The organism is Kitasatospora sp. NPDC018619, assembly GCF_044391605.1.
GTDB lineage: Bacteria > Actinomycetota > Actinomycetes > Streptomycetales > Streptomycetaceae > Kitasatospora.
In genome coordinates this window covers 144,573-169,230 of record NZ_JBISAI010000017.1, presented here as the reverse complement: position 1 = coordinate 169,230, position 24,658 = coordinate 144,573, and the positions used below count along the sequence as shown (strand labels likewise).

19 protein-coding genes are annotated in these 24,658 nt (G+C 71.7%); 8 read left to right on the top strand and 11 right to left on the bottom strand.

All coding sequences use genetic code 11. The annotated features are described in order from the left end of the window. Window positions 1–11: 11 nt before the first annotated feature. Complete coding sequence (locus ACH5AR_RS25970; RefSeq protein WP_396303905.1) at window positions 12–983, top strand: diacylglycerol/lipid kinase family protein; 972 nt, start codon at window positions 12–14, stop codon at window positions 981–983. A 369-nt stretch (window positions 984–1,352) separates the two neighbouring features. Next, window positions 1,353–1,604: a WhiB family transcriptional regulator gene (locus ACH5AR_RS25965; RefSeq protein ID WP_014138019.1), complete on the top strand. Its 252-nt coding sequence runs from the start codon at window positions 1,353–1,355 to the stop codon at window positions 1,602–1,604. Window positions 1,605–2,129: 525 nt separating this feature from the next. Here the strand turns inward: ACH5AR_RS25965 and ACH5AR_RS25960 are convergent. From ACH5AR_RS25960 to ACH5AR_RS25930, 7 genes are all read right to left on the bottom strand, one after another. Further along, a complete protein-coding gene (locus tag ACH5AR_RS25960) occupies window positions 2,130–3,650 on the bottom strand; it encodes a sensor histidine kinase (protein WP_396303904.1) in 1,521 nt (506 codons plus the stop codon). Between the two features lie 482 nt (window positions 3,651–4,132). Next, window positions 4,133–5,185 (bottom strand): SIS domain-containing protein, encoded by a 1,053-nt coding sequence (locus ACH5AR_RS25955; RefSeq protein ID WP_396303903.1) that lies wholly within the window; start codon window positions 5,183–5,185, stop codon window positions 4,133–4,135. A gap of 227 nt (window positions 5,186–5,412) precedes the next feature. Further along, window positions 5,413–6,690, bottom strand: a complete 1,278-nt coding sequence (locus ACH5AR_RS25950) for an extracellular solute-binding protein (protein ID WP_396303918.1) — start codon at window positions 6,688–6,690, stop codon at window positions 5,413–5,415. 455 nt (window positions 6,691–7,145) lie between these two features. Continuing rightward, window positions 7,146–8,699 (bottom strand): glycoside hydrolase family 3 protein, encoded by a 1,554-nt coding sequence (locus tag ACH5AR_RS25945; protein WP_396303902.1) that lies wholly within the window; start codon window positions 8,697–8,699, stop codon window positions 7,146–7,148. A gap of 6 nt (window positions 8,700–8,705) precedes the next feature. Further along, a complete protein-coding gene (locus ACH5AR_RS25940; protein WP_396303901.1) occupies window positions 8,706–9,533 on the bottom strand; it encodes a carbohydrate ABC transporter permease in 828 nt (275 codons plus the stop codon). Continuing rightward, window positions 9,530–10,558 carry a carbohydrate ABC transporter permease gene (locus ACH5AR_RS25935; protein WP_396303900.1) on the bottom strand — a complete coding sequence of 343 codons (1,029 nt, stop codon included), beginning with the start codon at window positions 10,556–10,558 and terminating at the stop codon, window positions 9,530–9,532. The genes ACH5AR_RS25940 and ACH5AR_RS25935 overlap by 4 nt, the downstream gene beginning before the upstream one ends. A gap of 89 nt (window positions 10,559–10,647) precedes the next feature. Continuing rightward, complete coding sequence (locus tag ACH5AR_RS25930) at window positions 10,648–11,937, bottom strand: extracellular solute-binding protein (RefSeq protein WP_396303899.1); 1,290 nt, start codon at window positions 11,935–11,937, stop codon at window positions 10,648–10,650. A 337-nt stretch (window positions 11,938–12,274) separates the two neighbouring features. Here ACH5AR_RS25930 and ACH5AR_RS25925 point away from each other — a divergent pair, with 337 nt between their 5' ends. The 6 genes from ACH5AR_RS25925 (at window position 12,275) to ACH5AR_RS25900 (ending at window position 19,371) form a co-directional block, all read left to right on the top strand. Next, window positions 12,275–13,066: a GntR family transcriptional regulator gene (locus ACH5AR_RS25925; protein ID WP_396303898.1), complete on the top strand. Its 792-nt coding sequence runs from the start codon at window positions 12,275–12,277 to the stop codon at window positions 13,064–13,066. A gap of 406 nt (window positions 13,067–13,472) precedes the next feature. Beyond that, window positions 13,473–13,736 (top strand): DUF3311 domain-containing protein, encoded by a 264-nt coding sequence (locus tag ACH5AR_RS25920; protein WP_396303897.1) that lies wholly within the window; start codon window positions 13,473–13,475, stop codon window positions 13,734–13,736. Beyond that, window positions 13,733–15,343, top strand: coding sequence for a monocarboxylate uptake permease MctP (gene mctP / locus ACH5AR_RS25915; protein WP_396303896.1), 1,611 nt, complete (start codon window positions 13,733–13,735; stop codon window positions 15,341–15,343). Before ACH5AR_RS25920 ends, mctP begins: the two co-directional genes overlap by 4 nt. Before the next feature lie 154 nt (window positions 15,344–15,497). Next, window positions 15,498–16,361, top strand: coding sequence for a histidine phosphatase family protein (locus ACH5AR_RS25910; RefSeq protein ID WP_396303895.1), 864 nt, complete (start codon window positions 15,498–15,500; stop codon window positions 16,359–16,361). 167 nt (window positions 16,362–16,528) lie between these two features. Then, the gene (locus ACH5AR_RS25905; RefSeq protein ID WP_396303894.1) at window positions 16,529–17,035 is read left to right on the top strand and encodes a GNAT family N-acetyltransferase; all 507 of its coding nucleotides are present in this window, start codon (window positions 16,529–16,531) and stop codon (window positions 17,033–17,035) included. A 140-nt stretch (window positions 17,036–17,175) separates the two neighbouring features. Then, window positions 17,176–19,371: an acyltransferase family protein gene (locus tag ACH5AR_RS25900; RefSeq protein WP_396303893.1), complete on the top strand. Its 2,196-nt coding sequence runs from the start codon at window positions 17,176–17,178 to the stop codon at window positions 19,369–19,371. Between the two features lie 12 nt (window positions 19,372–19,383). On the opposite strand, the gene ACH5AR_RS25895 is transcribed toward ACH5AR_RS25900, so the two are convergent. The 4 genes from ACH5AR_RS25895 to ACH5AR_RS25880 all read right to left on the bottom strand — a co-directional run bounded on the left by ACH5AR_RS25895 (window position 19,384) and on the right by ACH5AR_RS25880 (window position 24,509). Next, window positions 19,384–20,580 carry a glycoside hydrolase family 113 gene (locus ACH5AR_RS25895; protein WP_396303892.1) on the bottom strand — a complete coding sequence of 399 codons (1,197 nt, stop codon included), beginning with the start codon at window positions 20,578–20,580 and terminating at the stop codon, window positions 19,384–19,386. 15 nt (window positions 20,581–20,595) lie between these two features. Next, complete coding sequence (locus tag ACH5AR_RS25890) at window positions 20,596–22,047, bottom strand: glycosyltransferase family 2 protein (RefSeq protein ID WP_396303891.1); 1,452 nt, start codon at window positions 22,045–22,047, stop codon at window positions 20,596–20,598. 79 nt (window positions 22,048–22,126) lie between these two features. Next, window positions 22,127–22,885 (bottom strand): hypothetical protein, encoded by a 759-nt coding sequence (locus ACH5AR_RS25885; RefSeq protein WP_396303890.1) that lies wholly within the window; start codon window positions 22,883–22,885, stop codon window positions 22,127–22,129. A 169-nt stretch (window positions 22,886–23,054) separates the two neighbouring features. Next, the gene (locus ACH5AR_RS25880; RefSeq protein ID WP_396303889.1) at window positions 23,055–24,509 is read right to left on the bottom strand and encodes a glycoside hydrolase family 26 protein; all 1,455 of its coding nucleotides are present in this window, start codon (window positions 24,507–24,509) and stop codon (window positions 23,055–23,057) included. Window positions 24,510–24,658: the final 149 nt, after the last annotated feature.

Here is a 24,658-nt window from a genome sequence, read left to right as displayed (position 1 = left end):
AGGCTTTCCCCATGCGCGCTCTCCTGGTCGTGAACCACAAGGCCACCACCACCAGTGGCCGGACCAGGGACGTCCTGATCCACGCCCTGCGCAGCGACCTCAAGCTGGAGGTCGCCGAGACCCAGTACCGGGGCCACGCGCGCGACCTGGCCCGCGAGGCGGCGGAGGACGGCACGGTCGACCTGGTGGTGGCGCTGGGCGGGGACGGCACCGTCAACGAGGTGGTGAACGGGCTGCTGGCGCACGGCCCGGGCGAGCGGGTCCCGCGACTGGCCGTGGTGCCGGGCGGTTCGACCAACGTGTTCGCCCGCGCGCTGGGCCTGCCCAACGACCCGGTGGAGGCCACCGGCGCCCTGCTGCACGCGCTGGAGCAGGGCCGGGAGCGGCCGATCGGGCTGGGCAAGGCGATGACCGACGGACTGCCGGACCGCTGGTTCACCTTCACCGCCGGCCTCGGCTTCGACGCCGGGGTGGTGGGCCGGGTCGAGGAGCAGCGGCGGGCCGGGCGCAAGTCCACCCACGCGCTCTACGTCGGCCAGGCCCTGCGGCACTACTTCACCCAGCGTGAGCAGCGCCGGTCCGGCCCGGTCTGCCTGGAGCTGCCGGGCCGGACACGGGTTCCGGGCCTGGTGCTGTCGATAGTCAGCAACACCTCGCCCTGGACCTTCCTCGGCAACCGTCCGGTCTACCCCTCGCCCCTCGCCTCCTTCGACACGGACCTGGACGTCTTCGGCATCACCCGGATGACGGCGTTCGGCACCGCTCGAACGGTCCGTCAGATCCTGCGGTCGTACACGACTTCGAGTGACGGCACCCCTCCTGCGGGCCCTTCCGGGAAGCACGTCGTCTCCTATCACGACGTCAGACACTTCACCTTGGTTTCGGAGGAACCGGCCCCGTTCCAGGTCGACGGGGACCATCTTGGAGACCGGAGTCGCGTCAGTTTCACAGGCGTACGGCGGGCACTGCGTGTGATTGTGTGACTGGAAGGGGGGTTCCCCCTTCTTCTCGAACGCACAAGCCCCCTTCACTCCATAGAAGTACTGGCTGTGAGCTAGGCGACACCGAAGAATCCAAAATTCCTCCCCGAAGGGGGTTGTATCCGAGCCCGAGGTTTGCGAACCTCTACATGGCGATCGGGACACATCGCAGCGACGGCAACTCCGGAACCACAGGAGCGCCGACCGCGGGGCGTCCCTCGAATCGCCGAATCCCCCCCAGCACAGACCTCACGGGCCCGACGGGCCTCTGGTCTCTTTTGCTGTTGCGGGATTCGTGAAAGCGTTCACATTCACAAGCCATTCGATTATGCCGATCGGGCCACCCCCCGCGGCAGGAGGAGTTGGACGACCATGGACTGGCGCCACCGCGCTGTCTGCCGCGAAGAGGACCCGGAGCTGTTCTTCCCGATCGGGAACACCGGTCCTGCTCTGCTGCAGATCGAGGAAGCCAAGGCCGTGTGCCGCCGCTGTCCGGTGATGGAGCAGTGCCTCCAGTGGGCGCTCGAGACCGGCCAGGACGCCGGCGTCTGGGGCGGTATGAGCGAGGACGAGCGCCGCGCGATGAAGCGCCGTGCCGCCCGCAACCGCGCCCGCACCGCCTGATCGCCCGGCGATCACACGCCGTAGCACCAGCAGTAACCGCCGTACCGATCGACACACGATCAAAGGCTTCCCTGCACCTCCTGGTGAAGCCTTCCGCACCAAGGACCTCGCCCAGCCAGGTCCCGCGACACCGGACCAGCCCAGCCACTTGATACTGTTCACTTAGAGCAATATTGTGGAGCTGTGGCGCTCACCGTGTGCAACGCACCGGCGAGGTGTCGCACCACCCAGAGCCCCCGCTCCGGCCGACTCCCCCCGACGGCCGGAACGGGTTGAGAGGCCCTGTCGACCCACCCCCCCCCGGTCGACAGGGCCTCGTTTCTGTTCTCCCGGGCGCACCCGGCCCCGCGACCGGTCCCGCAGTCGGCCCAGCTACCGTCCCGCAGTCGGCCCCCGCGCTCCGGCGTGCGGATGCGCACCCCCGGCGCTCCCGCCGGGTGCACGCCCCCGCCGTGCACCCGCACGCGTGGCCGCACCCCTTCGCGTCCGGTCGCACCCTTCGGCGGCGGGCTCCCCGGCGGCGGCTCAGCGGACCGGGATCTCCAGGATCACCTTCGTCCCGCCGTTCGGGCCGGCCACCATGTCGAAGGTGCCGCCCAGCTCGCCGGTGGCCAGCGTCCGGACGATCTGCAGCCCGAGGTTGCCGGCCGTCTTCGGGTCGAACCCCTCCGGCATCCCGCGGCCGTCGTCCTGCACCGTGATCAGCAGGTACTCCTCCGGCCGGGCGCCGCCGTTCCAGCTGTCCGACCAGCCCGTGCCGGTCGCCGGGGCCCGCCCGCGCAGCGCGCTGACCTCCAGGTTCCCGGAGGCGGACGGCCCGAACGCGTGCTCCAGGGCGTTCTGCAGCAGTTCGGTCAGCACCATCGACAGCGGGGTGGCCACCTCGGCGGACAGGATGCCGAAGCTGCCGGAGCGGCGGGTCGCCACCCGGCCGTCCTGGGACAGCTCCATCACCATCGCGAGGACCCGGTCGGCGATCTCGTCGAAGGCCACCTGCTCGTCCAGCGCCTGGGAGAGCGTCTCGTGGACGATCGCGATCGAGCCGACCCGGCGCACCGCCTCGTCCAGCGCGGCCCGGCCGGACTCCGACTCCATCCGGCGGGACTGCAGCCGCAGCAGGGCGGCGACGGTCTGGAGGTTGTTCTTCACCCGGTGGTGGATCTCCCGGATGGTGGCGTCCTTGGTCATCAGCTCGCGGTCACGGCGGCGCAGCTCGGTGACGTCCCGGCACAGCACCAGCGAGCCGGTCAGGGTGCCCTTGGGCTTGAGCGGGATCGCCCGCAGCGTCACCACGCCGCCCTGGGCCTCCACCTCGGTCTGCCGGGGCGCCCAGCCGCTCGCCAGCTTCACCAGCGCCTCGTGGACGGCCGAGCGGGACGGCGGGGCGAGGTCGGCGGTGGCCCGGCCCAGGTGGCTGCCGACCAGGTCGGTGGTGAGGCCGAGCCGGTGGTAGGCGGAGAGGGCGTTGGGGCTGGCGTAGGTGACGATGCCGTCCGCGTCCAGCCGGATCAGGCCGTCGCCGACCCGGGGGGCCGCGTCCATGTCGGCCTGTTCGACGCCGGGGTAGGGGAAGGAGCCGGCCGCGATCATCTGGGCCAGGTCGGAGGCGCTCTGGAGGTAGGTGAGCTCCAGCCGGCTCGGGGTGCGCACGGTCAGCAGGTTGGTGTTGCGGGCGATCACCCCCAGCACCTTGCCCTCGCGCCGGACGGGGATCGACTCGACCCGGACCGGGACCTCCTCGCGCCACTCCGGGTCTCCCTCGCGCACGATCCGGCCCTCGTCGAAGGCGGCGTCCAGCAGCGGGCGGCGGCCGCGCGGGACGAGGTGGCCGACCATGTCGTCCTGGTAGGAGGTGGGCCCGGTGTTGGGCCGCATCTGCGCCACCGAGACGTAGCGGATGCCGTCCCAGGTGGGGATCCACAGCACCAGGTCGGCGAAGGAGAGGTCGGAGAGCAGCTGCCACTCCGAGACCAGGTGGTGGAGCCATTCCACATCGGCCCCGGTGAGGGTGGTGTGGCGGCGGACGAGTTCGTTCAGCGAGGGCACATGGCGAGGGTAGCGCCGCCGGTCCGGGCGGGGCGCGGCGGCCGTCCTCCCCCGGGCTCCCCCGGTCGCCGCCGGTGCCGGGGAGCCGGCCCACCCCCCCTGAGGTTGTTTAGACCAATTTGCCGAGAGGCCTGGACAACCGAGATTGGTCTAGTCCACAATGAAAGGGCACCAAGGAGAGGCCCCCGCGCAACTGCCCTGACCGCGCGCGGCCCCTCCTCGGTCGGACGCCGCCGAACGAGGACCCCGCACAGTCCTCGATCGGCCCGGTGCCCGACGACAGCTCCGGGCTGCGGTGCCGCACGGGTTGAGGGTCCCGTGTCGGCGCCGTGGCCCGTAGTGTTTTCCGCCCCCGTCCTGCTCCCCCTGAACCACGTTTCCGCCGCTCAACGCGCCGGCCCCCGGTCCACAAGCCCGTGGACCGGGGGCCGACCCGTCGAACGGGGCGGCGGGGCCGCGCCCCGGCGCCGACCGGCCGCGCCCTACCGCGTCTCGGTGACCTTGGCCAGGGCGCGCGGGGCGTCCGGGTCCTGGCCACGGGCGATGGTGACCTCGTAGGCCAGCAGCTGGAGCGGCAGGATCTCCAGGATCGGCTGCACCTCCTCGGGCACGCCGGCCGGCAGCGCGAAGCCCGCCGAGGCGGCGTCCACCTGCTCCTGGCGGCCGACCACCACCAGGTCCGCGCCGCGCCCGCGCAGCCGGTCCAGCACCGGCTGGAGGGCCTCCCCGCCCTTGCCGTCCGGGACGATCGCGATCACCGGCGAGACGTTGTCCACCATGGCCAGCGGGCCGTGCAGCAGGTCCGCGCCGGAGAACGGGGTGGCCGGGATGTAGGTGGTCTCCATCAGCTTGAGCGCCGCCTCGCGGGCGGTCGGGTAGCCGTAGCCGCGCGAGGTGATCACCAGCCGCTGGGCGAACCGGTAGCGCTCGGCCAGCGCCCTCACCTCGGCCCGGCGGGCCAGCACCCCGGCCGCCAGGCCCGGCAGCTCCCGGGCGGCGGCGCCGTCGCCCCCGCGCAGGCCCTCGACCAGCAGGTAGAGCGCCAGCAGCTCGGCGGTGTAGGTCTTGGTGGCCGGCAGCGCCTTCTCCGGGCCGGCCAGCACGTCGATGTGGAACTCGGAGACCTCCGCGAGCGGCGAGGCGGCGTTGTTGGTCACCGCGAGGGTGATCGCGCCGGCCTCGCGGGCGGCCTTGGTGGAGGCCACCAGGTCGGGCGAGCCGCCGGACTGGCTCACGGTGACGACCAGCACGTCGGTGAGGTCCGGCTTGGCGCCGTACGCGGTGATGGTGGACATCGAGGTCAGCCCGGCCGGCTTGCCGAGCAGGATCTCGACCAGGTACTTGGCGTAGAGCGCGGCGTTGTCGGACGTGCCGCGCGCGGTGAGCAGGACGAAGCGCGGCCCCCGGGCGGCGATCTGCGCGGCGACCTCGCGGATCCTCGGGGCACCCTCGTCGAGGATGCGCTGGAGGACGGCCGGCTGCTCGGCCATCTCCGCCGCCATGATCCGGCCGGGAACGGTCTGCGGGTCGGACATCTGGGTCTGCCTCCGATGAGACGGTTCGACCCCGCGCGGGCGGCTGCCCGGCGGGGACCTCCACGGCGGCGAGTCCGCACACTCGCTGCGGTCCTTCGTCCGGCAATCCTACGGGCGCGCCCGCGGCCGGGCACCTCCGTCCGCACGCCCGCGCGCCCCCGGCGGGCGCCGCTGGTACGCCCCCGCGCGGACGGTCGGGGCGTACCGGCGGCGCGCGCGACGGAGGGTCAGGACGCCTTGTTGATCAGCTGGTCGATCGCGGCGTCGGCCTCCTTGGTGGCCTGGTCCACCGACTTGCCCTTGAGGATCGAGGCCAGCATGTCCGGGATGATCTTCTGCTTCTCGACCGCGCCCCAGCCGGGGGCCAGCGGGGTGAACCAGGCGTCCGGGACGGCGTTGGCCGCGGCGGCGGTGGTCGGCTTGTTCTTCAGCGGGTTCAGCTGGGTGAGGTTGTTCGGCAGGATGTCCTTGTCGGCCAGCGCCTGCTGGGACTTGCCGCTGGTGAACATCCGGATCCAGTCGGTGGCCGGCGCCACCTGCTGGGACTTGGCGGTGACGGCGAGGTCGGAGCCGCCGATGAAGGTCGGCAGCGGCTTGCCGTCCGGGCCGGGCATGGTGGCCACCTTGACGGCGTCCTTGAGGCTCGGGTCGCCGGTGACCGGCGCGGTGACGCTGGCCGCCTCGTAGCCGTTGCCGTAGAAGGACGCGGCGTGCCCGCGGGCCATCGCCTCGAACTGGTTCTGCTCGTTCACCGTCAGGTCGCCCTTGTTGTACTTGCGCACCAGGTCGACGAAGTGGCTGACGCCCTGCTGGGACTTGGGGTCGTGCAGGGTGCCGTGCCAGTTGCCGGAGCCGTCGAACTTGGCGATGCCGCCGCCGTACGCCGCCACGTAGCTCATCGCGGCGTACCAGTAGGGCCCGGGCAGGTAGAGCGCGGAGAAGGTCCGGTCCGCCTTGTTCCGGTCCGCGACCTTGTCCAGCGCGGCCAGCAGGTCCGCCTCGGTCTTCGGGAAGTCGGCGCTGCCGGTGGCCTGCTGGAAGGCGGCGGAGTTGTAGATCGCGACCCGGGCGCCCGCGTAGTACGGCACGCACCAGAGCTTGTCCTGGTAGGTGCAGGTGTTGGCGAGCGCCTTGATCCAGCTGTCGGAGTTGTCGAAGGTGCCGCGGTCCACCGGGGCCAGCGCGCCGGAGAGCACGTACTTCATGGTCTCGGTGTTGCCCAGCTCCACCACGTCGGGGGCGCTGCCGTCGGCGATGGCCTTGTCGAGCTTGCCCACCTTGTCGGCCCACCCCTGGTAGACCAGCTTGAGGCTGACGTTCGGGTACTTCGTCGCGAACTCGTCGTTGACCCGCTGGACGAGGTCCGGCCAGTTCTTCTGGGCGTCGTCCATCAGCCAGACGGTCACGGTGCCGCCGGCGGCCTTCGGGTCCGCGGAGCCGCTCGCGCCGTCGCCCGCGGGCTTCGCGGTCGAGGAACAGGCCGTCAGACCGACCGCCAGTGCCATGGTCCCGAGCGCCGAGATGAGCTGACGCTTCTTCACGCCGTCCTCCGAGGGTGTAGAGCCGTGTTGCCCGCCGGCAGCGTGATTGGCGCCCGCGGCGGAGAGTCCGGACAGGGGGCGGCGAAGAGCTTCGGGGAGGGCCGATACCACATCCGGCGAGGTTGAATCTCGAACCGGATGACTGGACTCTGGCCTAGACCATAGGTGGTGTCAACGATCAAAAGCCTTACTTGGGACGGCCGTTGCAGAGCTGTTGTACCGCGTGGCCGCCAGTCGCCGTTCCGTCACCCTAAGTAGGTCTTAAGGTGGATTTAAGCCCCTCTTGAGGGAACACGGTCACCTGACGGGCACTGGGGGCCGACCCCGGGGAAACGGGACGGGCCCGCCATGCGACATGCGCATGACGGGCCCGTCGGCCGACGTCACCGGACCGGGCCGGCGGCGTCTCGTCGATCGTTTCAGCCGACCGCTCCCGGCTGTCCGGTGAGGACCTCCACCGCCGCCAGTCCGCAGACCCGGGCGGCGCCGTGGGTGGCGATGTGGAGCGCGCCGACCGGCTCGGACTGGGGCAGGCCCATCTCCACCACGGCGGCGTCCGGCCGGGCCGCCACCAGGCGGCCCAGCGCGGCGGCCATCCAGGCGTGCCGGTGCGCGTCCCGGACCACCAGCACCAGGCTGCGGCCCTCGGCGCCGGCCAGCAGCTCGGCGACCAGCGCCTCCAGCAGCTCCGGCGCGGCCTCGGCCGCCGACACCTCCCGGGTGCGGGTGCCGGGGAAGCGGTCGGCCAGCATGCCGGCCACGCCCCACGGGGTGACGTCGCCGACCGCGATGTTCGGCTCGTCCGAGAAGGAGGCCACGTACGGGCGCTCGCTCACCGGCGGCACCGCCAGGCCCGGCGCCCGGACCACCCTGAGCGCCCGGCGCGCGGCCCGCAGGCCGACCGCGAGGTCCGGCTCGGCCCGCTCGCCCTGGGCCGCGATCCGGCCCCAGCTGCCCAGCGCCCGGACCCGCTCGGCGGCGTCCGCCAGCCGCTCCTCGGCCAGCGTGCCGGCGCGCACGCCCGCCACGATGGCGTCGCGCAGCATCAGCACGGTCTCCTCGTCGGCGAGCCCGCCGCCGACGCAGATCGCGTCCGCGCCGGCCGCCAGGGCCAGCACGGTGCCCGTGCCCATCCCGAAGGTGTCGGCGATGGCGCCCATCTCGATCGCGTCGCTGACGATCAGGCCCTGGTAGCCGAGGCCGCCGTCGGCCGGGGCCGCGCGCAGCAGGTCGCGCAGCACGGACGGGCTCAGGGTGGCCGGCAGCTTCGGGTCCAGCGCCGGGATCATGATGTGGGCGGTCATCACGGCCTTGGTGCCGGCCGCGATCGCCGCCTGGAACGGGATCAGGTCGCGGGCCCGCAGCACGTCCAGGTCGACGTCGATGACCGGCAGGCCGTGGTGCGAGTCCACCGCGGTGTCGCCGTGGCCGGGGAAGTGCTTGGAGCAGGCGGCCACGCCGGCCGACTGGAGGCCCTCCACCCAGGCGGCGGTGTGCCGGGCGCACAGCTCCGGGTCGGCACCGAAGGAGCGGACGCCGATCACCGGGTTGCGCGGGTTGGAGTTGACGTCCGCGGTGGGCGCCCAGTTGTAGTTGACGCCGGCCGCGGCCAGCGCCCGGCCCAGCTCGCGGGCGACGTCCCGGGTCAGCGCCGGGTCGTCGATCGCGCCGAGCGCGAGGTTGCCCGGCCAGGACGAGCCGGAGCCCGCCTCCAGCCGGGTGACGTCGCCGCTCTCCTCGTCGATGGCGATCAGCAGGTCGGGGTTCTCGGCGCGCAGCGCCCGGGTGAGCGCGGACAGCTGGTCGAGGTCGACCACGTTGCGGTCGAACAGCGCGACCGAGCCGAGGCCGGCCGCGAGGTGCCGGCGCAGCCACTCCGGCGGCTCGGTGCCGACGAAGCCGGGCTGGAGGACGGTCAGGGCGTCACGGTGCAGCTGGTCGCTGTCCGGCACGGTGGGAACGAGGATGCTCACGTGGACTCAGCCCTTCACGGCGCCGTCGGTCAGACCACCGACCGCCTTGCGCTGGAGGAAGACGAACAGGATCAGCACGGGAATGGCGAACAGCGTGGACGCGGCCATGGTGGCGCCCCAGTCGTTGCCGAAGGCCGTCTTGAAGGACGACAGCCACAGCGGCAGGGTCTTGCCCTCGTCCTTGTTGAGGATCAGCACGAGCGGGAACTCGTTCCACGCGGTGATGAAGCCGAACAGCGAGGTCGACATCAGACCGGGGGCCAGCAGCGGGAAGATCACCTTCACGAAGGCCTGGGTGCGGGTGCAGCCGTCCACCATGGCCGACTCCTCCAGCTCCTTCGGCACCGCGGCGATGAAGCTGCGCAGCGTCCAGATGGTGAAGGGCAGGACCATCATCATGTAGAAGAGGGTCAGCGGCACGAGGCTGTTCAGCATGTCGTTGTCGCGGGAGATGATGTAGACCGCGATGGTCATCACCTCCCAGGGCGCCATCTGGGCCATCATGATGACCAGCACGAAGGTCTTGCGGCCGCGGAACTTCATCCGGGCGATCGCGAAGGACGCCAGCGTCGCGATCACCAGCGAGCCGAGCACCGCGCCGACGGTGACGGTGACGCTGTTGAGGACGTACGTCCAGAAGTGCGGCGCGTTCACCGCGGTGGTGAAGTGCTCGAAGGTCGCGTCGAGCGGGATGAACACCGGCGTCGGGCTGATGATGTCGCTGTTCTGCTTGAACGCGGTCGCGAACATCCAGTAGACGGGGAAGACGAAGAAGACGGCGAGGACGGCCGCGATCACGTTCAGCCAGGTACGTCCGAAGAGAGAGCGCCTCACAGCTCGTCCTCCTGCTTGATCATGATGCGGAAGTAGTACGCCATCAGCACGCCCAGCATCAGGATGGTGAGCACCGCGATCGCGGAGCCGACGCCGTAGTGCTGGCCGGCCGAGCCCTCCAGGAAGGCGTGCACCGGCAGGGTCCTGGTCAGCTTCTCCGGGCCGCCCGCGTTGACCGCGTAGACCTGGGTGAAGGCCTTGAACACCCAGATGACCTCCAGGAAGGTCGTGGCCAGGAAGAACGGCTTCAGGTTGGGGAAGATCACCGCGGTGAAGATCTTGACGGAGCCGGCGCCGTCCATCCGCGCGGCCTCGTAGAGCTCCTTCGGGATGGTGGTCAGTCCGGCGTACATGTTGAACGCGACGAACGGGATCGACATCCAGACGATCAGCAGGATGATGATGAAGAACGTCGAGTACGGGTCGCTGAGCCAGTTGAAGTCGCGCATCGAGTGCCACCCCAACTGGTCCAGGATCCAGTTGACGACGCCCCACTGGGAGTCGAACAGCCAGGTGTAGACGGTGGTCGCGGCGACCACCGGCATGGCCCAGGCCAGCAGCAGCGCGATCTGGAGCACCAGCCGCATCTTCTTGCCGAGCTGGTTGAGCAGCAGGCCGATCAGGGTGCCGCCGACCATGATCAGCACCACGTTGACCGCGGTGAAGGCGACGGTCCGACCGGTGACCGACCAGAACTCCGGGTCGGTCAGCTGCTCCTTGTAGTTGTCGAAGCCGGTCCACTCGGTCAGGTGCAGGACGAGCTGGCGCCTGTTGAGGTTCTGGAAGGACAGCAGCACCGTCTTGAGCAGCGGCCAGCCCAGCAGGGCCAGGGTCGCCACGGTGGCCGGCAGCAGCAGCAGGTAGGGCGCGAGGCGTGAGCCCAGGCTGGGGCCGCCGGCGGATCTTGCGCCCTTCGGCGCGGAACCCTTCGAGCCACCACCCGAGGCGCTCTTCCGAAGACCGACCACGGCGGCCTCCCCTGGTTCCGGGGACTGTGTCTGCACCCGCTCCGAATGCACAGCCATCGTTCTCACTTCCTCACAACCTGGCCACGACGGACAGGCGTCGCCCACCGGCCCCCCGCCGGGGGCCGGTGAGCGACGCCGCTCAGTGCTTACTGCTTCTGGTTGAGCTTCTTGGCGATCTCGTCGTCGTACTTCTTGGCCGTGGAGGCGAAGTCGCCGCCCTGGAGGGCAGCGGTCAGGAACTCCTTGATCGGGTTCGGGTTGTCCTCGACGCTCGCCCAGTTCGGGGTGTTCGGGGTGATCGCGCCGACCGCGGCGGCCGACTGGGCGGCCTTGGCGAAGTCACCGGTGATCTGGCTGTTCAGCGAGGCCTTGTTCGGGATGTTCCCGGCCGCGGCGACGACGCCCTCGTTCTTGTCGTTGAGGGCGATCTTCAGGAAGTCCTTGGCCATGTCGGTGTTCTTGCTCTGCGCGGCGATCGCGAGGTTCGAGCCGCCGAGGAACACGCCGGAGGGCTTGTCGGCGGTCTTGCCCGGGAGCGGGAAGAAGCCGATCTTGTCCTTCGGGATGGCCTTCTCGTCCGGGAGCTCCCAGCCGAGGCCGATCATGGTGCCGACGTTGCCCTGGCCGAAGACGTCCTTCTGCTGCGGGGTGGCCTCGTCCTTGTCCTTCGGACCGGTGGTCGAGTAGCCCTGGAGCTTCTTGTAGGTCTCGAAGGCCTTCTGGCTCTCGGGGGAGGCCAGGCCGCCGACCCACTTGTCGCCGTCCTTCTTGGCGATCTTGCCACCCTCGCTGGTGAGCAGACCGAAGTAGACGTACCACTCCTGGCCGGGCATGTAGATCGGGTCGACGACGCCCTCGGTGGCCTTCAGCTTCTCCAGGTCGGCGTAGAACTCGTCCAGGGTCTTCGGCGTGTCCGTCAGGCCGGCCTTGGCCCACAGGTCCTTGTTGTAGGCGACCACGCGGTTGGTGACGTACCACGGGGCGGCGTACTGCTTGCCGTCCAGGATCGTGGACTCGTTCTGGTTGGCGGCCCAGGCGTCGCCGCCCAGGGCGGCCTTGTCCTTGGTGATGTCGAGCAGACCACCCGAGGCGGCGTACCCGGCGGTCTGGGTGTTGCCGACCTCCAGGACGTCGACCGAACCCTCCGACAGCGCGGCGGTGACCTTGGCGCCGATGCCGCCCCACTCCTGGGTCGCGAACTCGACCTTCGAACCCGGGTAGGCGGTCTCGAACTCGGCCTTGACGCCGTCGGTCCAGCCCTTCGGGGCCGAGCCGCTCATGGTCCAGACCTTCAGCGTCTTGCCCTTGTACTTGTCGGCCGCCGAGGCCGAGGAGGACTTGGAGTCGCCCTCGCTCTTCTTGCCGTCCGAGCCACAGGCCGCCAGGCCGACGACCATTGCTGCGACGCCGACCGCCGCGATGAGCTGACGCTTCACGCCATCCTCCTGAGGGATGCCTGGGTTGCCCCCGTCGGGCGGCAGCGGCAGACCCACACAAAGCGGGGGGAAAGGTGCCGCGGACCCCTTCGAACGGGTGGGGGGATTCATAGTGGCCGGTCTAGTGGTGTAGACCAGATGCCTGGAGCTTGGCCTAGACCAATGGGCCTGTCAACGGCTGTTCGACCGATCTCGACCACCCGTTATCAAGCCGACACCGCACATCGTTCATCGCGTGATGAGGTATTCGTTCCGTAGCCATACATGCAACGATGTGAGCCGTTAACGATGTGGCGGGGTCGTTGTGGGCCCCGCGAGAAGCGGGAGAACAGGTCCGATGAGCAGCGACGGGGGATCCACCGCCCAGGTCAACGACCCCGAGGTGAACAGCCTCCCGACGCAGGCCGGCACCGACCCGACCGCGCGCGTCCCCAAGTACTACGGCCTGAAGCGGCACCTGCTGCAGCTCACCGAGACCCAGCCCGCCGGCACCCCGGTGCCGCCCGAGCGGGCGCTGGCCGCCCAGTTCGACACCTCCCGCACCACCGTCCGCCAGGCCCTCCAGGAGCTGGTCGTCGAGGGGCGGCTGGAGCGCATCCAGGGCAAGGGCACCTTCGTCGCCAAGCCGAAGGTCGCCCAGGCCCTCCAGCTCACCTCCTACACCGAGGACATGCGGGCCCAGGGGCTGGAGCCGGCCTCCCGGCTGATCGAGATCGGCTACATCACCGCCGACGACCGGCTCGCCCCGCTGCTCGACATCAAGCCCGGCGGCCGGGTGCTGCGGATCGAGCGCCTGCGGCTGGCCAACGGCGACCCGATGGCCATCGAGGTCGCCCACCTGTCCGCCAAGCGCTTCCCGGCCCTGCGCCGCAACCTGGCCAAGCACAACTCGCTGTACGCGGCGCTGCGCGAGGTGTACGGGGTCACCGTGGCCGAGGCCGAGGAGACCATCGAGACCACCCTGGCCAACCCGCGCGAGGCCGGCCTGCTCGGCTCCGACCTCGGCCTGCCGATGCTCCAGCTCTCCCGGCACTCCTTCGACGCCGAGGGCGACCCGGTCGAGTGGGTCCGGTCGATCTACCGCGGCGACCGCTACAAGTTCATCACCCGGCTGAAGCGTCCGGAGTAGCCGAAGCGACCGGAGTAGCCGCACTCCCCCACCGCACTTCGGGCACCGGCGCGCGCGACCCTCGCGCCGGTGCCCGCCCGCGTTCCCCGGGGCCCCTTGCACGTCCCGCACCGGCGGCCGCGGGACGGCGGCCGCGGGACGGCGGACCGCTCGCGGAGGCTCTTTTGCGCCCCTTGACGACGGACTCCGGCCGCTCGCGTCCGACTGGTGGGAAGTTGCGTCAATTCCGGTGACACGGATCACCCCATGCTCTAGATTGCGCAGCCTACTGACCTGACTGCCGATCACCGATGGTGCTGCTCGGCGGGCCCGCGCAGCGCTCGCGCCGCCGGGCTGCGGCGCCGACGGGGACCCCTCCGGAGCGGAGCCGAAGATGCCGTCTGATCCCCCCAGTGTCGAAGATGTCATGCCCGAGCCAGCCGGGAGGCCCGTCCCGGCGGTGACACCCGAGCGGGTGCTGGCCGGTCTGGCCCTGCTCGTGCCGATCGTCGCGATGCTCTGGGTGTCCTCCTACGACAAGGGCGACCCGGCCCTCGCCGGGATGCCGTTCTTCTACTGGTACCAGCTGCTCTGGGTGCCGGTGTCGGCCGTCTTCACGGTCGCCGCCTACCTGCTGATCACCCGGGACGAGAAGGCCCGCGCGGCGGCCCGGAAGGGCGGTGCGCGATGAAGGACGTCAACGTGCCGGCCCTGGTGGTCTTCGTACTGTTCTTCGCCCTCGTCACCGTGATGGGCTTCCTCGCCTCGCGCTGGCGCCGCGCGGGCGACGCCGCGCACCTGGACGAGTGGGGCCTGGGCGGCCGCAGCTTCGGGACCTGGGTGACCTGGTTCCTGCTCGGCGGCGACCTCTACACCGCGTACACCTTCGTCGCAGTCCCGGCCGCGGTGTACGCGACCGGCGCGGCGGGCTTCTTCGCGGTGCCGTACACGATCATCGCCTACCCGCTGGTCTTCCTCTTCCTGCCCCGGCTCTGGTCGGTCTCCCGGGTGCACGGCTACGTGACCCCGGCCGACTTCGTGCGCGGCCGGTACGGCTCGCGGCCGCTGTCGCTGGTGGTCGCGCTCACCGGCATCCTGGCCACCATGCCGTACATCGCCCTGCAGCTCGTCGGCATCCAGGCGGTGCTGGACGTGCTCGGGGTCGGCGGCGGGGAGAACGCGAACTGGTTCGTCAAGGACCTGCCGCTGTTCCTCGCCTTCGGCGTGCTGGCCGCCTACACCTACTCCTCCGGCCTGCGCGCCCCGGCGCTGATCGCCTTCGTCAAGGACGCCCTGGTCTACATCGTGATCATCGTCGCGGTGATCTACATCCCGATCCGGCTCGGCGGCTACGGGCACATCTTCGACTCGGCCGCGCAGCACTTCAGGGAGGCCAAGGCCGGCTCGCTGACCATCCCCGAGAACAAGCAGTGGACGTACGCCACGCTCGCCCTCGGCTCTGCGATGGCGCTGTTCATGTACCCCCACTCGGTGACCGGCGTGCTGGCCTCCAAGTCCCGCAAGACCGTGCGCCGCAACATGGCGATCATGCCCGCCTACTCGCTGATGCTGGGCCTGCTGGCGCTGCTCGGCTTCATGGCGCTCGCGGCGGGCGTCGGCAAGGGCGTCAAGGGCTACAACTCCCAGCTGTCGGTGCCGCAGCTGTTCGCGGACATGTTCCCGGACTGGTTCACCGGCGTGGCCTTCGCCGCGATCGGCATCGGCGCGCTGGTGCCGGCCGCCATCATGTCCATCGCGGCGGCCAACCTGTTCACCCGCAACGTCTACAAGGAGTGGCTCAAGCCCGCCGCCACCCCCGCCGACGAGACCCGGATCGCCAAGCTGGTCTCGCTGCTGGTGAAGGTCGGCGCGCTGGTCTTCGTGCTCGGCATGGACAAGCAGGCGGCGATCAACCTCCAGCTGCTGGGCGGCCTGTGGATCCTCCAGACCTTCGTGGCGATCGTCGGCGGCCTGTTCACCCGCTGGTTCCACCACTGGGCGCTGTTCGCCGGCTGGGCGGCCGGCATGGTCTACGGCACCTGGAAGGCGTACGGGATCGCCAGCCCGGCCACCAAGCACTTCGGCGGCAACGCGGCCGAGATCCCCGGCATCGGCGAGATCGGCTACATCGGCCTGACCGCCTTCGCCCTCAACCTCCTCGTCGCGGTGGCGCTCACCCTCGTGCTGCGGGCGGTCGGGGCGCCGCAGCTCCCGGACGAGACCAAGCCGTCCGACTACAGCGCCGAGGCCGGCGACGACGAGCTGGAGAACGCGCCGGAGCCCGTAGCGGCGCACTGATTCACGCGGTACGCGCCCTGTGATCGCGCCGCCTTCTCCGTGAACACTGGAGAAGGCGGCGCGATCATATGTATGAACAGGCGTGTACGCCGGGCACCACCAGACCGGACCGGCATCCGGCCGGGACCTGATCGACCACGGGGAGCTCGCGGCCATGGCAGAACTCGGCACCACCCTCAACGGCCAGCACCAGTCCGCCCAGGACCCGCACCACCACACCACCGCGCCGGGCCAGCACGGCACCGGCCAGGGGCCGCACACCGGCGGCCACGGCAACGGCCAGCACGCGCCCGCCCACCGCCCGGCGGCGGCCGGCCGGCTGCCGTCCGTCCTGATCGCCACCCGGCACGGGGAGTCCACCGCCAACGTCGAGTTCCAGCTGGCCGAGGCCGCCGGGGCGCTCAGCGTCCCGATCAGCTGCCGCGACGCCGACATCCCGCTGTCCCTGCACGGCCGCCGGCAGGCCCAGGCGCTCGGCCACTGGTGGGCCGGCCTGCCCAGCGCCGACCGTCCGCGCAGCGTCTGGTGCTCGCCGTACGTGCGCACCGCCGAGACCACCCGGATCGCGCTCGCCCAGGCCGCCGGACTCGGCGCCGTCCCGGTCACCCTCGCCGTCCGGTACGACGAGCGGCTGCGCGACCGCGAGCTCGGCATCCTGGAGATGCTGCCGAAGGCCGCGATCGAGGCCAAGCACCCGGAGGAGGCGGCCCGGCGGCGCAAGATGGGCGAGCTGTACTACCGCCCGCCGGGCGGCGAGTCCTGGGCCGACGTCGCGCTGCGGGTGCGCAGCCTGCTGCGGGACCTCTGCGAGGAGGAGGCCGGACGGCCCGTCCTGGTGGTCGCCCACGACTGCACGGTGCTGATGCTCCGCTACGCGCTGGACCGGCTCACCGAGGAGCAGCTCACCGCGCTCGGGCCGGTGCACAACTGCTCGACCAGCCTCTGGCGGGCGCACGAGGGGCGGCTGCGGCCGGACGGCTGGAACGGGACCGGGCACCTGGCGCCGGCCGGGGACTGACCGCCGCCCGCCCGGCCGCCGGGGCCGCGGGCGCGCGGCTCGGCGCGGCTCGGCGCGGCTCGGCTCGGCGCGGCGCGGCTCGGCCGGTTGGCGGGTCCTGCCCGCCCGGCCCCGGCCCGTTCGACCCCGGAGGACCGCCCCGCAGCGGCCTCCGGCACACTGGCCCGATGGACTTCCTCATCCGCCGGGCCCTCCCGGAGGACCTCGCCGACGCCGGCCGCGTCACCGTCGAGGCCTTCGTCGGCGACGGCTACACCGACCCCGACGGCAGCTACGTCGACCACCTCCGCGACGCCGGGCGACGGGCCGAGGAGGCCGAGCTCCTGGTCGCCGTCGACCCGGCCGGGGCCGGGGTCCTCGGCTGCGTGACCTTCGCGGTCGGCGGCACCGAGTGGGCCGACATCGCCACCCCGCGCGAGGGCGAGATACGGATGCTCGCCACCGCCGCCGCGGCCCGCGGCCGGGGCGTCGGCGAGGCCCTGGTGCGCGCCTGCGTCACCCGCAGCCGCGACCTCGGCCTGACCGGCATGGCCTTCTCCACCCGCCCGGAGATGACCACCGCCCACCGCCTCTACGAGCGGATCGGCTTCCGCCGCACCCCCGAGCGCGACTGGGCCCCGTACCCGGGGATGGACCTGATGGTCTACACCATGACGTTCCAGCCGCAGGCCTGAGCCGCCGTCGGGGTCACCGGGGCGCATCCCGCCCCGGTGACCGACAGACGATCAACAGGCGTCTTTTGATATAAACCACAGATCAAGACATGTCCCATGGACACGTCGCGCCAGTCGATCGACCCGGGGGAACTGACCACATGGACGACGGGCCCGGCCTCGGCATGCCCGCGAGCGGACCGACGCTCCAGGACATGCGCAGGAGCAGGGGCACCGTCGCCCCCGCCGTCAGCCGCTACGCGATCCCCGCACCCGTCCCGGAGCCCCGCGGCCCGCTGCCGGCCTCCGTCCGCTTCAAGGCGGTCGACGGCCTGCGCGGCCTGGCCATCGCGTCGGTGCTGCTCTACCACACCAACTGGTTCCAGAACGGGCTGTTCGGCGTGGACGTCTTCTTCGTCCTCTCCGGCTTCCTGGTCACCCTGGTGCTGGTCCGCGAACTGGACCGCACCGACGGCATCCGGCTCGGCGTCTTCTACCGCCGCCGCGCCAAGCGGCTGCTGCCCGGCCTGTTCGCCACCGTCATCCTGGTGGTCGGCCTGTCCGCCCTCGTCAGCCCGCTACGGGACGTCAGGGACGTGCGCCCGCAGGCGCTCGCCGCACTCGCCCAGATCGCCAACTGGGCCCAGCTGTCGCGCGGCGACGCCTACTGGCAGCACTTCGAGTCGATCGACCCGCTCGCGGCCATGTGGTCGCTCAGCATCACCGAGCAGTTCTACGCCCTGTGGCCGCTGCTGCTGCTCGCGGTCTTCGGGATCTGCCGCCGGTCCGTGCGCACGGCCGGCTTCGTCACCGCCGGACTGTTCGCCGCCGCCGCGCTGGTCGCCCCGCTGCTGTGGAACGGCCACAACAGCGACCGCCTCTACCTCGGCACCCAGACCCGCGCGGTCGGCTTCGCGGCCGGCGCCACCGCCGCCTTCGGCGTCTACCTGTGGCAGCGCCGCAAGGTCCGCGCCGGCTCCCCCGGCGGCAGCGGCGCCTCACGCGCCCGCTCGCGCGTGCCCGCCGGGCCCCTGCTGCCCACCCTGACCGGCACCGCGGCCCTCGGCGGCCTGGTCTGGGCCAGCCTCGCGGTCGGCAACTACCACGAACCATGGCTCTACCAGGGCGGGTTGGCCGTGGTCGCGGCGCTCGCCGCGGTGCTCACCGTCTCGCTCTGCCAGGAGCGGGGCCCGCTGGTGCGGCTGATGTCGCTGCCCCCGCTGCGGCTCACCGGCACCATCTCCTACAGCCTCTACCTGCTCCACCTGCCGGTGTACTGGCTGCTCCAGCACTACGTCGACGACATCTCGCCGAAGAGGCTGCTCCTCATCGGCGCACCGGTCTCCTGGGTCCTGGCCTGGCTGCTGCACACCGGCACCGAGAAGCTGCGGGTGCTGCGCTGGCGGGCCTTCCCGGCCGTCCCGCTGGTGGCCGTCACCGCCGCGGTGGCCACCACCGGCGCCTGGTACCTGCCCTCCTGGGTCGAGCACGACATGAGGTCCGGGCCGAGCGGGAAGCCGATGGTGCTGCTCCTCGGCGACTCCTTCTCCCAGGACCTCGCCACCGGCCTGTACCGGCACGGCGACCGCTACCGCGTCGTCGACGGCGGGATCAGCGGGTGCGGGGTGTTCGGCCCCGAGAAGGTCCGCACCACCTCCGGGGAGGAGTTCGGGACCACCCGGGAGTGCCGCGACCGGGCCGACGCCTGGGACCGCGGGCTCGGCGCCGGGCCGCAGGCCGTCGTCCTCCACCTCGGCTGGGACGCCGCCGAGCAGTACCTCGACGGCAGCTGGCTCAACCCCTGCGACGAGGACTACCGGACCCGCTACGGCGCCCGCCTCGCGCAGGCCGTCGACCAGGTCCGCCGCCGCGCGCCGCAGGCCCGGGTGCTGCTGATGAACGAGCGGGTCGAGAACGGCGCCGTCAACAAGACCTGGGGCACCTGCTACAACCGGCAGGTCGGCGACGTCGTGAAGGCCTCCGGCGGCAGCGTCCGCCTCCTCGACCTCAACACCTTCTACTGCCCGTACGAGACCTGCGCCTGGAAGGACAGGGACGGCCACCTGGTCTCCCCCGCCAACGACGGGGTGCACCTCACCGCGGCGGGCATGCGGTTCGTCTCCCCGTGGCTGGAGAAGGAGATCGCCGAGGCGCTGGCCGGTGCGGCCCCCGGCGGGCCCGCCGCGACGCCGGCCCCCACCGCGACGCCCACGCCCACTCCGACCCCGACCCCGACCCCCACGCCGACGCCGACGCCGACGCCGACGCCGACCGGGAAGTCCACCACCACCCCGGCGGCGAAGCCCACCCGGACCCCGTCCGCCAGGGCGAGCACGCCCCAGGGCGAGGGGCACTGAGGCCGGCGCGCCTCAGGCGGGCGGCAGTTCGTAGGACTGCGCGAAGCAGTTGCGGATCGCCTGCTCGGAGGCCGGGCGCCCGGCGAAGTCCATCCGCGGGGTGTCCTGGTTGGTCGGCAGCGTCGGGTCGATGCCGAAGTAGAGCGACCAGAAGTACACCCCGCCCAGCTTGCGCTCCTGCGCCACCTGGCAGACCGCGGTGAACCAGGCGGCCTGGACGGGCTCGTTCAGCTCCCGCTTGGTGTAGAAGTCGCCGGGCGTCTTGTAGGCGCCCTTCTGCGCCGGGATGCCCACCTCGGTGAGCTTGGTGGCCGGCTGCGGCCCCGTGCCCCGCTTGTCGAGCCAGCCGTTCCAGCTGGCCACCAGGTCGGCCACCGGGGCGTCGTCGCCCGCCGACTTGGCGGGGAAGTAGGCGTCCACCCCCGTCCCGTCGGTGGGCAGCGGCAGCGGGCCCTTCGACCAGTTGTCCCAGTTGGCGTCGTACACCAGCTGGCCCCGGAAGGTCTTCCGGGCCTGCTCGATCAGGCCGGCCCAGTGCGGGTCGTTCTCCAGCGAGTTGAACTCGGTGCCGACGGTGAACTCCGTCGCGGCGTGCTCCTGCGCGGTCTTCAGGTACGGCGTCAGGAAGGCGGTGTAGCTGGCGAACCAGGCGTCCCTGTCGGCGGGCGCGATGTTGCCGCGCCACACCCCGGTGGCGGCGTAGTCGAAGACCTCCTCGTCCATGATCGGCCGCACGGTGGTGCGCAGGCCGGCCCGGTGGGCGGCGTCCAGCAGCAGTGCCAGCCGCTCCGGGGACGGCGTGGTCGGCCGCGCCGCGACGGCGTTCGACCTCGGGCCGGTGGTGTAGTACGGGAACGTCACCGACAGCGCGTTGGCGTTCAGCCCGACCACGTACTTCACGATGCGGTCGACCTTGCCCTGGACGAAGCTGTCCGGGTCCTCCGGGTCGTCCAGCCAGTACACCTGGACGCCCCACTCGGGGCTGCCCTTGGTCCACGGGCGGGCCACCCTGGGGCCGGTGTCCTCCACCGGCGGCGCGTCCTTGCCGAAGCCCCAGACCCGGCCCTGCTCGGTCGGCGCGCCGGCCCAGTGCACCGCGGTGGGGCGCTGGTGGTCGAACTTGACCGGGTGGTCCCCCCAGACCATCGGGACGGCGACGGTGAGGGCGACCACCACGGTCGGGAGGATGAAGATGACGGGGCGCTTCACGGTCGTGACCTCCGATCAGGCCGGCTTGGCGATGACGACGAACTTGTTCTCCTCGCGCTTCAGGAACTTGATCAGTCCCCTCAGCCCGCCCCAGCCCTCCAGGAAGGAGAACAGCGGGATGGCCGCCACCACCACGATCGGCTCCCACCACTTGCGCCGGTGGTTGGCCGAGGCCACCACGTTCAGCCGCAGCCCCTCCCAGTACGTCCAGATGACGTAGGCGAAGTTGATCGACCAGACCAGCACCACGGACTGGGTGACGGGCGAGGTGTTCCAGGTGCCGGTGAACCACGCCACCAGCAGGACCAGGCCGACGTGCTGCAGCGGGCCGAGCACCCAGCTGACCATGCCCATCCCGATGAACAGCCGGTACCGCAGCGGGATCGTCCTGTTGAAGCAGAGCGCCACCAGGCCCCAGGCCCACCGCTCGCGCTGCTTGAGGAAGTCCTTGACGCCGGCCGGCGAGGCCCCGTAGCAGCGGCCGTTGAACCAGTCGCTGCGGCCGGGGTAGCGCTGGCAGAAGTTGAGCGCCATCTGGGCGTCCTCGACGATGGTCTTCGGCCCGAAGTCCCAGCCGATGGTGGCCTCCACGGAGGAGCGTACGATCAGCAGCTCGCCGTGCACGCCCGCGATCGGGGTGCCGGTGCCGGTCATCGCGCGGAAGCGGGCGATGTCGTCGGCGGGGCGGATCGCGTCGGCGAGCCAGGTGAAGGTGGAGACGGCGTTCTCGCGCGGGTACGTCAGGATGCCCTGGGCCATGTGCTTGGCGTCGTCCCCGGCCCGGCGCTGCCGGTTGACGAACTGGGCGACGGCCGCGGCGGTGTCCGGGCCGACACCGGTGTCGTCGTCCATGTGCAGCACCCAGACGTCGTCCTCGGCCTCGCCCTCCTCGATCCGCAGCTCGTGCGAGTAGTGGTTGGCCCGGGCCTTGAACTTGGTGCCGTTGGGCGTCTCGTACGCCTTCGGCACCGTCACCACGCGGATCAGCGGGTTCCGCTCGGCCAGCTCGTCGATCTTCTCCGCGGCGGCGCAGCCCTCCTCGGTGAGGATGTCCACCCGCATCCACGGGAAGTACGGCGGCAGGTGCTCGACGTACGAGAGCACCGAGCGCTCCAGCGCCGGGTAGGTGTCGTGCCGGCCGATGGTCGGCACCAGCACGATCAGGAAGTCGTCCTCGACGGGCGCGGCCGGGGTCATCCGGCTGACCTGGCGCAGCCGGCGGCGGACCATCAGCACGCCCTGGAAACCGATCAGCACGCCGAAGACCGGCATGCCCCACAGGATGGTGATCGCCCACCCGAGCGGGGTGGGGTTGGGCACGTACGCCCACACCGAGAACGCGAAGATGATCGTGAAGGAGATGTAGAACGGCATCACCCGGGGCTTCCACGACATCTGTCGCTCGGCGAGCCGGGCTGCCTCGCGGGACGTGGTCAGCACCGTCCGCTCGGCGGTCGTCGATGGCATGGCGAAAGGAGTTCCTCGTCTGGTGTCGTCCAGGCCCCGGGCGGGGCACGCTCGTTAACGGGCGGTCGGCCGCCGGTGGTCAGCCCTGCGGCGGCCGGTCCGCCGGCGGCACCGGGCCGGTGGCCGTCGGGCCGGGGGCCGGGGCGCCGGGCTGCGGCGGGGCGGCGGGCCACGGCTGGGCCGGCTGCGGCGGGTACGGCATCGGCGCCGGGCCCGGCACGGGCTGCCCCCAGCCCGGTTGCGGCTGGGACTGCGGCTGCCCGGGGAGGGGCTGCGGCCAGGCGGGCTGCGGTTGGGGCTGCGGCTGCGCGTACGGCTGGGGCTGGGGCTGCGGGTACGGCTGCGGCTGCCCCCAGGCGGGCTGGGGCTGGTACGGCACCGGCGCCGGTGCCAGGGCCGTCCCCGGCTGCTCGCGCCACACCGACCGGGCCAGCAGCGCGATCACCGCCGCGCTGACCAGCACGCCGAGCCCGAAGGTGGCGAGCTTCAACCAGCCCTCGGTGGTGCCGGTGAACCACTTCCGCTGCGGCTCGTCCAGCAGCGCGCCGGTCAGGCTGCGCACCCGGTTGTACCCCTCGACCAGCGCGACGCCGGCCGCCACGCCGAGCGCCCAGCCGCGGCCGCGCAGCAGGAGGATGCCGGAGGCCAGGTACAGCAGGCCGTAGTTGAGGCTCCCGGTCTCGGCGGTCACCGAGGACCCGCCGTAGTAGAAGACGCCCTTGAGGTAGGTGACGGCGCCGACCTGGCCGAAGCAGTTGTAGCCGGCCCAGCCGAGCAGCACCACGCCCCAGCCGACGGCCACCGCGCCGGCCGCGCGCATCGGACCCGTGCGTGTCATCCCGTATCCCCCGCCCCCTCCGGGCCAGTCCCCGGCCGTTCGCCCGCCCTCGGCTTCGCCGCCACAGGATGCCACACGGCGCAACGGAGCCGGAATTCCACCCGTTCAGCGCAACCGCCCGGTGCGGCCCATCTCACAGCGCGGGTACCGCGGCAGACCTGTCGTCGGCTCACCGCACGTGCAGGCCGCCCCAGTCGACGTTCGCACCGAACGTGCCGGAGCCGCCGGTGAGCGCCAGCGGGCTGCGGTAGGTGGCGGTGACGTCCGCGGCCGAGTTGCGCGGCTGGTCCGGGGACAGGTTGTTCGCGGTGAGCGACTGCCCCCAGACCGTCCAGACCGTCCAGGGCGTGCGCCGCAGGGTCTCCGGCTGGCGGGAGTTGACCGGGACGGCGAAGGACTCGGCGAGCATCCGCGGTTTGCCGTAGCCGGCGAGCCCGTCGTAGTACCGCTTGGTCCACACCTCGCCGGTGCCGATCGGGTGCGCCGGGCTGCCGCTGTAGTCGTCCACCCCGACCACGTCCACGTACTGGGCGCCCGGGTAGTAGTCCCAGGGGTCCACGCCCGGGGCGCCGTCCCAGGAGACCGGCGTCCAGACGAACAGCAGGTTGTGCAGCCCCCTGGTCTCCACCAGGTACCGGTAGGTGATCTTCCACAGCGCCTGGTAGTCGGCGGGCCTCTGGCCGGCCCACCAGAACCGGCGGGAGCAGTCCAGCACGTTCATCTCGTGGTACGGGCGCAGCAGCACCGGCACGTCGCGGGCGGCCAGGTACTCCAGGTGGTCGGCCAGGTAGGACAGGTCGGTGATCAGCGCGCGGTACTCGGCGGTGTCGTGCGCACCGTCCACGACCCGGCCGAACCAGTCGGGGTCCTTGGCCGCGGGCGAGTTCGAACAGAGCACCCGGTCGAAGGACTTGACGTCCGAACCGGGGTAGGGCTGGTGGAAGGACATGCCGACGATCCCGGCGGGGCCGCCGCCGTTGTCGGGGAGCTCGGTGCTGCTGCCGTCGCAGTTCTGCTGCACGCCCGCCGCGCCGTAGCTCCCGTCCTCCGCGCGCGGGTGGCCGTCCCAGACCGCGGCGAGCAGGTCGACGGCGTCGTCGGTGTACTGCCAGCCGGCCCGGCAGGTCGGCCAGCGGCCGGCCGAGTAGGAGCGCGGGTTGCCGACGCCCCAGCCGTTCTGGCCGTAGCCGGGGCCGAGGTCGGTCTCCACGAAGCCGGGCAGCTTGCCGGTGATGTCGGCGGCCTTCCGGTAGTAGTAGCCGACCTGCTTGGTGCCCCGGTAGTCCCCGTACTCGGGGTTGTTGCGCTCGTTGTGCGCCTCGACGTGCTGGCCGATCACCGTGCCGCCGCTCTGCCCGGTGCGGGCCTGGGCCTCCAGGTCGGCGAGGAACTGCTGGACGGCGCGGGCGTTCGGCGAGGCCTGCGGATCCCGGGCGAGCAGGTCCCGGCCCACCTCCGGCGGCAGGGTGCGCCCGGGCAGGCCGACCGACACCGGGACCCTCGGGGGCTGTTCGCCGTCGGCCCGGCCGTCGTGGTCCAGCAGGACGACCGCTCCCGCCGCGACGACGGCCCCGGCCGCGGCCAGGACGGCGGTCTTGCCGCGCAGGGCTCTGGGCAGGGCCACGGACCGCTCCTCCGGTTGCTCGCCGGCGCCGCCCCCCACGGACGCAACCGGAACACACATGCGAAATGACTGTCCCGAGAGCCTGCCACACTCCCCCGGCCCCCGCGAGCGGTCGGCCGGGGCGCCGGGGTGTCACAGCAGGTCAGCCC